The organism is Terrimicrobium sacchariphilum (assembly GCF_001613545.1).
GTDB classification, from domain to species: domain Bacteria; phylum Verrucomicrobiota; class Verrucomicrobiia; order Chthoniobacterales; family Terrimicrobiaceae; genus Terrimicrobium; species Terrimicrobium sacchariphilum.
Genome location: NZ_BDCO01000002.1, coordinates 3169569 through 3180739, shown reverse-complemented (window position 1 = coordinate 3180739; position 11171 = coordinate 3169569). Strand labels below are relative to the sequence as shown.

The window sequence follows — 11171 nt, the reverse complement described above, 5'->3', positions numbered from 1 at the left end:
ACCCATAGTGAGGGGAATGTCATCTGAAGTCTTTCCTTCTTCCGCCGCCCTCCGCCAGATCGTTCCACTTGCTGAAAAGCGCGAAGCGTTGCTTAAAAAGGTAGACGATCTGGATCGTCAGATTGCCGAATTGAGTGTGTCCGCTCGGGCAGTTGCCGCGACGACCGAGGCTCAGCCGATACGAAAGGCGTCCGGTCGGCGTAAGCTCGCCGAACCGGTTCCAGTTGAGGACAAGAAGGACACCTCGGCGAAAATCCTGGGCTTGCTCAAGGTGGCTGGTTCAAAGGGATTGAGCATCCGGGAAATCGCCTCAAAGCTCGGCATGAAAGCGCAGAATGTTCACGTCTGGTTTAGCTTCAAGGGGAGAAAGCTGGCAGATCTTCAGAAGATCGGGCAGGCGCAGTGGTCGCTCAAAGCCTGATTCCACGGCATTCTCAAAGAAAGTTTAGTCCGTCTTGAGCGAGGCGGCGAATGCTGTCACGGAGTTTCCTTTGGCACGAGGACGGCAGTCGGTTGCTTGCTGTGATTTTGTGTTGGTGCACTTTTTCAGTTCCGGCTACCGGAGAGACCTAGCCTGAATTTTCTGCCTGTATTGGAGAGGCGAGATGTGAAATTCCGACTTGAAGGCGCGTGAGAAAGCGCTGCCGCTGCCGAATCCCGCGTGTTCGCTGATCTGTTCCAGCGTCATTTCAGGATCGCGCATGAGCCATTTTGCACGTTCAAACTGAACGTGGGTAAACGCCTGCTGGGGAGAAATCCCCCGCACCTTGTGAAACAACCGGCGCAGGTGGCTGGCCGATAGGTGAATAGCCTCGGCAACCTCGGCGATGTTGGGGCCTTGCTGGAGATTCGCCTCATACCAGGCCATCGCTTCGTTGACTTTTGAGGTTCCATAGTTTGGCGGATCGCCCCACTGCACTCGCGGAATGTGTTTCAGGAAAAACAACGTCAACTCGGAGGCCACGATCCGATAGATGAGGGGTTCGAGGACACCCATGTTTCTCTGCGCTTCGAGCGGAGTCGCTCCGATGGTTTTGCGTGCTTCACCGCAGCGCTCATAGAGCTGCTCGATCAGGGGCAGAAAGGTGGCGCGAAATGGGATGCGGCGGTGCCCCTCATTGCCGATGATGGAGCGTACCGTGTACTCTGCTTCGTCAAAGTGAAAGATGATGCTGCGGCATGCATCCGATGGTTCGCCTCCCCATCCATGCACGCACTCTGGTCCGCTTACCACGAGTGTCGGACTGACGATGCGCTCGACGTGTATGGACTGGTCCTTTCTGATGACGAGATTGCATTGTCCTTCGAAGATGAACTGAAATTCCCAGGCTCCGCGGCGATAGGGAATCAATGGAGCGATGCCGTAGCGGCGTTTGCCACGATTTCGATAGAGGAGAAGCATGCCTCAGGTTGGTTCTCCAGAGCGAAAATGTCAAAACCTTGAGCGTTTCATCTATGGCTGCATCCCGGCCCGGGTGGGATATTTCGCCCATTCAATGAAAACACCATCTTCCTCTTCCGCCACAACCGATCCGGTCTCTCGTCCCGCCAGAAAGCGCTATGCCGTCGTTGGGACCGGGGGTCGTTCGTGGATGTTCATTCAGGCCCTTGCCTCGACCTTTCGGGACTCCTGCGACCTTGTCGCGTTCTGTGATGTGAACTCCACACGAATGAATTTCTACAATCAGGAGATCGGACAGAAATATGGGATGTCGCCCGTGCCGACCTATCGTGCGGAGGAATTTGACCAGCTCGTGCGAGAAGTCCGCCCCGACGTGGTGATCGTGTCCTCCATCGACCGTACCCACCACTATTACATCGTTCGGGCGATGGAACTGGGGTGTGACGTTGTTTCCGAAAAACCGCTTACGGTGGATATTGAAAAGTGTGTTGAGATCCTGGAAGCCATAGAGCGGACCGGTCGCAAGCTCACGGTCACCTTTAACTATCGGTATGCGCCGATCCGCTCGAAGGTGAAGGAACTCATTCAGGATGGAGCCATCGGGGAGGTGAAATCCGTCCACTTCGAGTGGCTGCTGGATACGCAGCATGGCGCGGATTATTTCCGGCGCTGGCATCGGGACAAGGCAAACTCGGGAGGTCTCATGGTTCATAAGGCGACTCATCATTTTGATCTTGTGAACTGGTGGCTGGATTCCACGCCAGAAACGGTGTTCGGAATGGGCGGGCTCGCTTTCTACGGCAAGGAAAATGCCAGGAGCCGGGGTGTGACGAAGTTTTACGAAAGGGGAACGGATTCGCCGGAGGCGGCGGGTGATCCCTTTGCCCTGGATCTGCGGTCGTCGGAGAACTTGAAAAGCCTCTATCTCGATGCCGAGCATGAAGACGGATATCGGCGGGATCAGAGCGTCTTTGGCGAAGGGATCTCGATCGAGGATACGATGAATGTGCTGGTCCGTTACAAGTCGGGGGCACAAATGACGTACAGCCTCCATGCCTATGCTCCGTGGGAAGGTTATCGGATCGCCTTCAATGGAACCAAAGGGCGCATCGAGGTGAATCACCAGGAAACATCCTACATCAACGCAGGTACGGGCGCATTGACCGAAGGCGTGTCGAGTTCCGAGCAGGTTCTGCTCCTTCCCTTGTTTGGAAAGCCCAAAGTCATCGACATTCCAGCCAGTGAGGGCGGTCACGGTGGAGGCGATCCGATCATGTTGCGTGAGATCTTTGAGGGAGGAAAACTTGCGGATCCTCTAGGACGTGCTGCAAACCACATCGATGGCGCGCGTTCGATATTGACGGGAATCGCCGCCAACGAGTCATTCAAGACGGGACTCCCGGTTCATGTTGATTCGCTGTTGCGCGTCGATGAGTGGGCGGCTTTTCCCCGGAGCGAAATTGCTTCCAGCGATCTTAGGCCCGAAAAGGCAGGGGACCTTGCCGGTGAGGTGGCAATGCGCTGATTCCTCGATCGAGAGCGACTGTAAGGTGGTCTTTTTCCCACTCGGGCAAATAGGCCACCGTCCGGCCAACGGACGGAGTGTCGATGAGCGGGGGACACGGTTCTTCTGTCCAGTGATTGCAATGGATACGGATTGTATTTAGTGATGTTCGTCTCCATGGCGGATAACCTACCCGTTCCGAAATACGTCGAGCTCGCTAATCTCCTTCGCGAGAATCTGGCGGCGAAGGCGGATGGTGCACGTCTTCCCTCGGTGCGGGCGATGATGAAAAGGTTTCATGTCAGCCAGCATACGGTGACGTCTGCATTGGGGCTTCTTGAGAATGACGGAATGATCGAGCGGCGTCCGGGAAGCGGGGTTTATGCCTCCAGACAGAACGCCGAACCAACCGTGTGCTTTTGTCGGCCGCAGAATCAAAATGCCCATTTTGACTTGAAGGAAGAGGCTCTCGACAAAGCCTGCCGAGCCAGGGGGTGGCATCTCATCGTGGATCGCTTCGATGCTCTCAAGGTGGATGCTTTTTCAGAAGGTGCATCGGCCAGCGCGTTTATTGTCCCTCCAGAGCTGATTACTTTTCACTCTCCACTGCTCCAGCGGTTGACCGCGAGGGGAGTACCCGTGGTCGTAATGGGGCGGGACACGAGCGGTGAGCGTCTCGATTTTGTGACCGGGGATGACACACCGGTCATCCGTGAATTCATCTTGGGACTGAAGAAACGCGGGCATCGGCGGATCGCCTATCTGGATTGTGAGCCGCCCTTCGATGAAGTCAGAAAGCGCGTGGAGTCGTTTCTGGAAATATGTCGGTCCAACGACATTGAGGAATCTCTCGTACTCGATGTTCGGGCTCAATATGGAGAGGACAGCACGGCAAAATCGGAAAGCTATCTCCGCCGTTACCTGAGCCGACTTGGAGGTAGACCGCTGCCATTTACGGCGCTGATCGCGGGTAGCCTCGCGGGCTCGATTCCAGCTCCGGTGGTTTTCCGAGATGCGGGCTGTCAGATTCCCCGCGATCTCAGTCTATGCAGCATCGGCAGCGACCCCAGGGCTGTATACTCCATTCCGCCAACTTCCGACGCCACGATCCATGACGGCGAGCTCGCATCCGCCGCTCTTGAGATTATCGGTCAGCGTTGGAACGGTGATCGCTCGGTCATTCTCTCACATACCGTCTCATACCGTGCGAACTGGCGTGAAAGCGTAGGTGTCCCTCCTCGCAGGAGGCGTGTTTGCGTGGAGGCTGTGCGCCGAGCCGGGTCGGATTAGTTTCTCAACCCATGCAGCGGTGGCGCTCAACCGTATGCATACACTTTGTATCCTATGAGGACGGCTTTCTTTTGACCGTCGACAGTTATCTCTTTGAAATAGCGGGAAGCGGATCATGCGTGCCCCCATCCTTCCCCATCGCTCTCCTGTTTGCATCCGAGGGAGTTTACTGTTTCTTCTGTCCATACTTTACGCCTGCTGGGGCGGAGTGATGACAACGAGTGTCGCGTCCGGCCTCACTCCCTATGATTGCTGGGGAAATCTCAGCTTCCTGCCTGGTCCGGTGGGTATCAGCTCTTTTTCGGCAAACGGCACCGCAGTTTCTTTTCCTGCGGACCCGACTTCAGGCCACCCCGGAGGAGGACCCAATGTCCTCCATATCGACGGGACATCGTTTGTCTCCGTCTGGGGCACCCACACCAGCGGATCGGTGTTTCCTGCTTCGGGAGATTCAGTGGGCGGATCATTCTGGATCTATCTTCTGTCTTCTCCCTCTGCTGGTGCCTCGGTGGATGTCCGGATGACGGGATACGACGGGAGCAATGCCGAGACGGTTTTCTGTCATACCTCGGCCGTGGATCTGTCTGCTCTACCGCTGAATACATGGGTGGAAATCCCGCTCACGCCAGCCTCTGCCACATGGGTTCCAGGGTTGACTCTGGGCTTCAATATCCTCTCGAGCGGTGGGGTGAATTGTTACATCAATGCGGTGACCTTCGGGCGCAAGTCTCAGGAGACCCCTGGGGGAGCAGGGCTGGTCAGCGTGGGGGCGATCCCGGTTTTCCGACCATACTCGGGCTCCACCTTCAACGGAGACTTTGAAGTTGGAAATGCCTCTGTGGGTAATCAGTACTGGGGTTCCAATGTTTCGGCGGCGTTGCAACTCGTCACGAATCCCTCCAGCACCTCGCCCGGAGCAGCTCAAAGCGGCTACAATATGGCGGCGGTGGGTGCCGCAGGTTTTGCCTGGAACCCTGCGGACCTGTCGTCTGCGACGACTGATAATCTGCCTCGGATCGGCGACAAAGTGGGGGGCTATTACTGGTTGTACGTCCCGGCCTCGGCTGACCCGACGACGGGATTTCCGACAGTCTCTTTTTCGTCCTACGATGCTACGGCGGGAGACCTGATCATATCGGATTCCAAGACCTTCCCTGCGTCCAACCTCGTCAGGGGTGCGTGGAATCAAATCCCGATCTATCCCGTTTCCGCGACGAAGAACACCGTTCAGCCCGGGGCTACGCGTGTGGCCGTCATTCTGACCGCTCCATCGACCGCCGCTTACTCCGCTCCTTACTATATCGATAATATCTCGGTGGGAAAAATCCCGGACGGCATCTATTTCTCCCCGGTTTCCAATATCCTCGACTCCAATGGCAACGCCGTGACCACACTCAAGCCATCTGACACTTCGCTGGTGGCTGGCGTGACGATTCAAAACTCTCTCGTAAACTCCTCCATCGAAGGTTTTGCCGTTCTGAATATCTCGCAGCAGGGGACATTAAGAAGCAGCGTGACCAAGCCCGTGACCATTGCCGCGATGGGAGGTTCCGGGGTGAGTTTTACCAATGTCGATCTTGATGCTCCACTCGATGGACTCGCCCCGGATGCTCTGAGTGTCGATGTCACGCTATATGGAGCTGATCGCAGTACGGTGCTGGCTCCACGTACGAGCCTGCTTCGCAAACTCCAGGCCATCGCACCCTCAGATCCCAGGATCAAGTACGTAGGTCGTTGGAGCGAGGGCTCGTCGGGGCTGACGAGCGATTATGTAAGGCCGTATTTCAAACTCAGTTTCACTGGCACCTACGCGGCGGTCAATCTCTCGGCGATCACCAATCTCGATGTGACAGTCGATGGTGTCACTACTCGTTACAGTGGAGTCAAGGGCTATACGGAACTTGCCCGCGACCTTTCCCCTGGGGGAGTGCATACCGTGACTGTGGCCGGAGCCATGTATCCAGACATCATTCGATGCAGTCAGATCTATGTCGATTCCGCGGCAAACCTGGTCGATGCCGTGATGGATCCCAACGAGATCGAGTTTATCGGCGACTCGATCACGGCATGGAATGATGGCTATTCCTGGCTGGCTCCCCATGCGCTGGGAGTGGAGAGCAGCCGGATCTGCTGGCCCGGAATCGCTCTCCAGACGGGATACGGGTATGTAACGACTAATCCTGCCAATATCGGCATGCAGGATGCCTATTTCAATATTGCGATGGCGACCTATGGCTCGGGTACGGCAGGGTTATGGAACTTCAATCAGTCCCCCTACAAGCCCCGTATCATCGTGATCAATCTCGGCACGAATGACGCGGCGCAGATCACAGGCGCGCCCAGTTTGGTCTCCGCATTCCAGACCGCATATGTGAATTTTATCCAGCGGGTTCGGGCCAGCCATCCAGACGCGCACATTTTTGTGATGCGTCCCGTGAGCATTCCGTATGCTAACGTCAATGCAGCCATAGCCAATGCCGCCCAGGCCGTCATCTCTGCTGGAGACGGAAAGGTTCACTATATTGATACCACGGGCTGGACGGTGGACATCCTGGCGGATGGAATCCACCCGAGTCCTGCGGGGCATGCTCAGATAACGAATTACCTGGTCCCGCTGCTCAAGCCCTATCTCGCGACGGCTGTGCCTGCTTTTGTAAGCCCGGCCAGCGCAACCTGCGTGAAAGGCGATGCCTTTGCATTTCAGGTTGCCGCAACCGGGCATCCTGCCCCGACCTTTAGTGCGTCAGGGTTGCCCTCATGGATGACCCTCGATGCCGCGACTGGTTTGCTAAAAGGTACACCTGTGGCGGCGGGAACGACGACATTCACGCTTACAGCAAGCAACACGACAGGTTCCGTCGACCAGATATTTACCTTGGCGGTGATGGAAAAAACGGGACCGGGTGCGCCACAGACATTGTCGATTCCGATCGCACCAGGAACCGGCACTGCACGCGCAAATACCTTTTTCTCCCTGCCGTTGCTCGGCGCTCCCGTGGCTTCCGGTCGTATGAGCGGCATCCTCACAGGAGTGAGTGCCTCCTCCATCAGCGACTCGCAAGCGGGATGGACTGCGGGTCAGCTTTCAAACCCTACCTCGCCGTATCTCGTGCACTTTACCAGCGGAGCTGGCCTTGGACGCACCTTTCTTGTGTCGACAGCTATCGCGAATACTGCGACTACGGCGGCCATCGATGGTGTTCCGCCTACGGGTCTTGTTGCGCTCGGGATCGCGGCGGGAGATGCGTATGAACTCCACCCTTGCCCGACCATCAGCTCTGTTTTTGGCTCGCCCGGAAGTACGGGAGTTCTCGGTGGCGACACGGCGAATGCCGCGGATTACGTGCAGATTCTTTCCGGGAATACATGGAAGAAATACTATTACAACACCACGAGCGGAAGCTGGAGACAGGCGAGCCTGGAAACTGGAGCGGGAAATATTCCGATTTTGCCCTCCACCGCCGTCCTCTTTTCCCGTCTGGCGGCATCGCCGCTTACCTTTTCCTTGCATGGACAGGCTTTGCGCAGCCGTCGGGTGGTTGATATTGCAAACTCTGGCATAACCGCGATTTCTTCAACTCCCACCACGGGCCAGACGCTGGCAACGACTGGACTGGAAAGTCTGCCGGGTTGGATATCCTCCGCCTCTCCGACCGCAGCGGACATGGTCATGCTTTGGTACGCGAACACCTGGAAAAAATATTACCATGATGGCTCACACTGGCGTGCTGTCGGGCTCAACACGATAGCCGACACCCTGGCCACACCCTCGGGAGCAGGACTTTTGATCTCGCGGCCGGGTTCGGGAGCTGGCTCCACCTCGCTTATCCAGAACTTCCGCTAGTCCGGCATCACTTTTGCTTTTATGAAATCCTTCGTCGTTCTTCTTGCGTTGGTCATAGTCCAGGTGCAACAGGCCCGCGCCCAGATACTCACAAATTTTGGTTCCGACCAGTTTACGATCACTTATAGCGACTTTACGGATGTGCAGACTCATTCGTCGCTGCAGATTTCCGGTAATGACTGGTCGGAACTTGCGGGCATCATTTCCACGGTGATCATCCCGGCGTCGACGATCGAGCTGACCCTTACCGGGACACTCAGTGGAGCCAATCCTGGTTCCGCTTTCCAGATTGCGCTTCTCGATACCGAGGAGAATACCGTTTATTTCGATGGGTCCTGGGGATCATATTCACCCGGCGTGGAGATGAGTGCTGTATTGACTCGTTATGCGCCAGTTGCAGGATTCAATGGGCAGATCGTGAAGGTAGCGCTTTTTACCGCTGGTTCAGGCGCAAGTCTGAACTTTACGTTGAAGGAGCTTCGAACGACCGCGGTCCCGGAACCATCCATCTCTCTTGCTTTGTTGCTGGGTGCGATCTGTTGTGCGATTCGTTTCCGCAAACGCGTGGTCGCGTAGCGGCGGAGTCACCTCCCATGTCCACGCGGGTCTCGGCGCATTCATGCCCTTTCATCGACGAAGGGCTAGCACAAATCTGAGCCGAAGCGGGACGGATGCCAGGGAATAGGAAATTTCTTATGCAACGTCGCGGAGGTCTGCGAATCAGGTAAATTCCATGTTTCGCGTAACTCATACTGGCTGAGCGGGTTTCCCGACGTAAAGGGATGCGTGCCCGGGGGCCGTTGCAAAAACGAAGTGTCTCTCCTATCGTGGAGATGCGAGGGTTGCTCACTGATACGTGTAATGAAAAGCTTGTTTCTTATCCTGCTGACCGCTGCTTCGACAGCGGTCGCGGCAGATGTACCGCTGGTTACCTTCTATTTTGATGATCCTTCACCCAATACCGTTGCGCCCTTCGCTCCCTCCACCACAGCGCCGGGGGTGAAGGCCGGCCCGATCGAACGCGGCACAGGCTTCATCGAGGGCGACGCCCTCCCGGGTGTCGATGAATACCAGAAACCCTCCGCCGCACTCGGCGGCAAGATCGACCTCCAGATCCCGCTCAACAAGGCTCCCGACGCATACGACCTTCTCTACATCGCGGGCGAGGGAGCGACCCATGCCGGGAATGTGGGAGGAGTCAATAGTGGTGGTTTCCTCGTCCTTCAGGTGCGACCGCTTGCGGCCACGCAGCAGGCCGACACTCTCGCTGCCGCCACCGCGCACGAGCTCGAGTTTTCCTTTTCCGTCTCGGCAGCCGGGGCTGACGTAACCGTGACCACCATCGCGTTCCGCACCGCGTATCTTCGCGGCGGCGAGCGGGTCATCCCGCGCCAGGGCCAGTGGGAGGTTGCACTCGACGACGGGCGGGATTTTCGGCCCTTCGGCGCCCCTGTCCAGCTCGTCGACCCGGCCGCGCCCGCCGACCGCCTCGTGGAGAGAAAGGTCAAGGGCGAGCCCTTCACCATTCCCGCAGGCAAGACCGCCCTCTTCCGCTTCCTCGCCTATGGCGCCGCCGAGCACTCCGACACCGGCCAGCCCCTCGTCCTCGACGACATCACCCTCGGTGGCACCATCGCCTCGGGGAAGTAAGGGCGGCCGCGGGGAACTCGTCTGTTCCAAGCCTAGGCGGCGTTCATCCCTCTCTCCTCGCAACAAACACACTTGAGGATCTTCATCGACGTGCGGGATTGTGGAGTCAGGCTTTCCTGATTTTGTCGAGAGCGCGGAGCGGAGCTTCCCGCGTGCATGCCTGGAGGCGGTTGATCTTTTGGCGTAGCAGGTTGGGCGCGATTTCGCCCGAGAAATGTCGCGCGCTACCCTCCATGGCCCATGCCGAACCTCTTTCGGAAGGGAGCTTCCCGTCGATCATGAAACTCTCGCCGGTCTGCTCAATGCCGGGAATGATGAGCGTAACGCCGCCGAAATCGTCCGCAGCGAGCAGGCTGAGGTGGGCGTCATCGACCCGGTGAATGCAGGGGCTGGAAAGATACAACCGGGCGTTGAGGGACACGAACGCGCGGCAGTCAGCCAGCGTCGACGATGGCCGGCTGCGCTCTCCCGCCAGGAAGGCGAGGTACTCCAGCAGGTTCTCCTGAAGCAGGGTTGGCGGCGGGAGACTGGAGGCGGCAAATCGCTCGATGATCTCGCCGCGCCTGGAGATCGTGCCACGTCCGTCCTCCGGGATTTCGATCAGCGCGTCGGCGCACCGGATGATCTCACGCTGCCTCAGCCGTGTCTCGCAGGCGTGGCTGGCGACGATGCGAAATAGCGTCCCTCCCTCCAGCGTGCCGCGGGCAAAGATAGTGTCCGGGCTCTCGATGTCGTTCGAGCGGTAAAGCTCGGCGGTGACGTCGACCGGATGCGCCCAATCCCAGAGGCCGCCCGCACCCGCGTGAAAGAGCATGTTGTGCAGATAATGCGACATGGCATTGCCGCAGCAGGAATCCAGCAGGATCTTGTCGCCAAAGGTCAGTCTTCCCGCCCAGCCATTTCGTGCGAAATATCCGATCGGCCTTCGCCAGAATCCCGCAAAACCCACCTCGAGGAGACGGCCAAACTCCCCGGCCAGCACCCGTTCTTTCAACCGCAGCCGCCACGGCTGGGAGATGTGATTGAAACCCACTGCCGAGGGATACTCCGCCAGCAGATCCGTGCCGATCATCTCCTCCAACTCCTCGGGATCGAGCGAGGGCGGCTTTTCCACGTAGCAGGCGATCCCATTGCCGATGCTCATCCGATGATGTTCGCGATGAAAGGGGATGGGACTGGAGATCGAGATGGCATCTATCTCCCGCCCATGTAGCGAGAGCATGGTCTCGAAGTCCTTGTACGCAACGACCCCCCGGCTGCCGAAGCGGTGGGCCTCGCATTGCGCAGCGAGCGCCTCCAGGGCCGGGTCGCAGGAGGCGACCACGCGCACCGCCTTTTCCTCCTCCAGTCTCGATAGGGCGAGATGATGCAGGTCGGCGAATCCACCGATGCCCGCCACCGCCATCCGGATCGGGCGCGATAGGCGGGGTGTATTGCCGTCTCCCGCCCGGCGGCGTTCCATGGCGGTGTCTTGATACGCT

Annotated in this window: 8 protein-coding genes; 6 read left to right on the top strand and 2 right to left on the bottom strand. The window is 57.8% G+C overall.

The window, feature by feature from the left end:
* Positions 1-16 precede the first annotated feature (16 nt).
* Positions 17-421: a hypothetical protein gene (locus TSACC_RS14940; RefSeq protein ID WP_153811456.1), complete on the top strand. Its 405-nt coding sequence runs from the start codon at positions 17-19 to the stop codon at positions 419-421.
* A 135-nt stretch (positions 422-556) separates the two neighbouring features.
* Here the strand turns inward: TSACC_RS14940 and TSACC_RS14935 are convergent, their stop codons facing one another.
* Positions 557-1402: an AraC family transcriptional regulator gene (locus TSACC_RS14935; protein ID WP_075080038.1), complete on the bottom strand. Its 846-nt coding sequence runs from the start codon at positions 1400-1402 to the stop codon at positions 557-559.
* A 94-nt stretch (positions 1403-1496) separates the two neighbouring features.
* On the opposite strand from TSACC_RS14935, the gene TSACC_RS14930 reads away from it, so the two are divergent.
* From TSACC_RS14930 to TSACC_RS14910, 5 genes are all read left to right on the top strand, one after another.
* Complete coding sequence (locus tag TSACC_RS14930) at positions 1497-2927, top strand: Gfo/Idh/MocA family protein (RefSeq protein WP_084400629.1); 1431 nt, start codon at positions 1497-1499, stop codon at positions 2925-2927.
* 144 nt (positions 2928-3071) lie between these two features.
* Positions 3072-4196, top strand: coding sequence for a GntR family transcriptional regulator (locus TSACC_RS14925; RefSeq protein ID WP_075080036.1), 1125 nt, complete (start codon positions 3072-3074; stop codon positions 4194-4196).
* Positions 4197-4311: 115 nt separating this feature from the next.
* A complete protein-coding gene (locus TSACC_RS14920; RefSeq protein ID WP_084400505.1) occupies positions 4312-8040 on the top strand; it encodes a GDSL-type esterase/lipase family protein in 3729 nt (1242 codons plus the stop codon).
* 21 nt (positions 8041-8061) lie between these two features.
* The gene (locus tag TSACC_RS14915) at positions 8062-8616 is read left to right on the top strand and encodes a PEP-CTERM sorting domain-containing protein (protein ID WP_075080034.1); all 555 of its coding nucleotides are present in this window, start codon (positions 8062-8064) and stop codon (positions 8614-8616) included.
* 285 nt (positions 8617-8901) lie between these two features.
* Positions 8902-9690 carry a hypothetical protein gene (locus tag TSACC_RS14910; protein ID WP_075080033.1) on the top strand — a complete coding sequence of 263 codons (789 nt, stop codon included), beginning with the start codon at positions 8902-8904 and terminating at the stop codon, positions 9688-9690.
* Between the two features lie 106 nt (positions 9691-9796).
* On the opposite strand, the gene TSACC_RS14905 is transcribed toward TSACC_RS14910, so the two are convergent.
* Positions 9797-11152, bottom strand: coding sequence for a Gfo/Idh/MocA family protein (locus TSACC_RS14905; RefSeq protein ID WP_169809658.1), 1356 nt, complete (start codon positions 11150-11152; stop codon positions 9797-9799).
* Positions 11153-11171 lie beyond the last annotated feature (19 nt).

Coding starts and splice junctions, on each gene's coding strand:
- TSACC_RS14935 (WP_075080038.1), bottom strand. CDS start 1,402: ATGCTTCTCCTCTATCGAAATCGTGGCAAACGCCGCTACGGCATCGCT.
- TSACC_RS14925 (WP_075080036.1), top strand. CDS start 3,072: ATGTTCGTCTCCATGGCGGATAACCTACCCGTTCCGAAATACGTCGAG.
- TSACC_RS14915 (WP_075080034.1), top strand. CDS start 8,062: ATGAAATCCTTCGTCGTTCTTCTTGCGTTGGTCATAGTCCAGGTGCAA.
- TSACC_RS14905 (WP_169809658.1), bottom strand. CDS start 11,152: ATGGAACGCCGCCGGGCGGGAGACGGCAATACACCCCGCCTATCGCGC.
- TSACC_RS14910 (WP_075080033.1), top strand. CDS start 8,902: ATGAAAAGCTTGTTTCTTATCCTGCTGACCGCTGCTTCGACAGCGGTC.
- TSACC_RS14930 (WP_084400629.1), top strand. CDS start 1,497: ATGAAAACACCATCTTCCTCTTCCGCCACAACCGATCCGGTCTCTCGT.
- TSACC_RS14920 (WP_084400505.1), top strand. CDS start 4,312: ATGCGTGCCCCCATCCTTCCCCATCGCTCTCCTGTTTGCATCCGAGGG.
- TSACC_RS14940 (WP_153811456.1), top strand. CDS start 17: ATGTCATCTGAAGTCTTTCCTTCTTCCGCCGCCCTCCGCCAGATCGTT.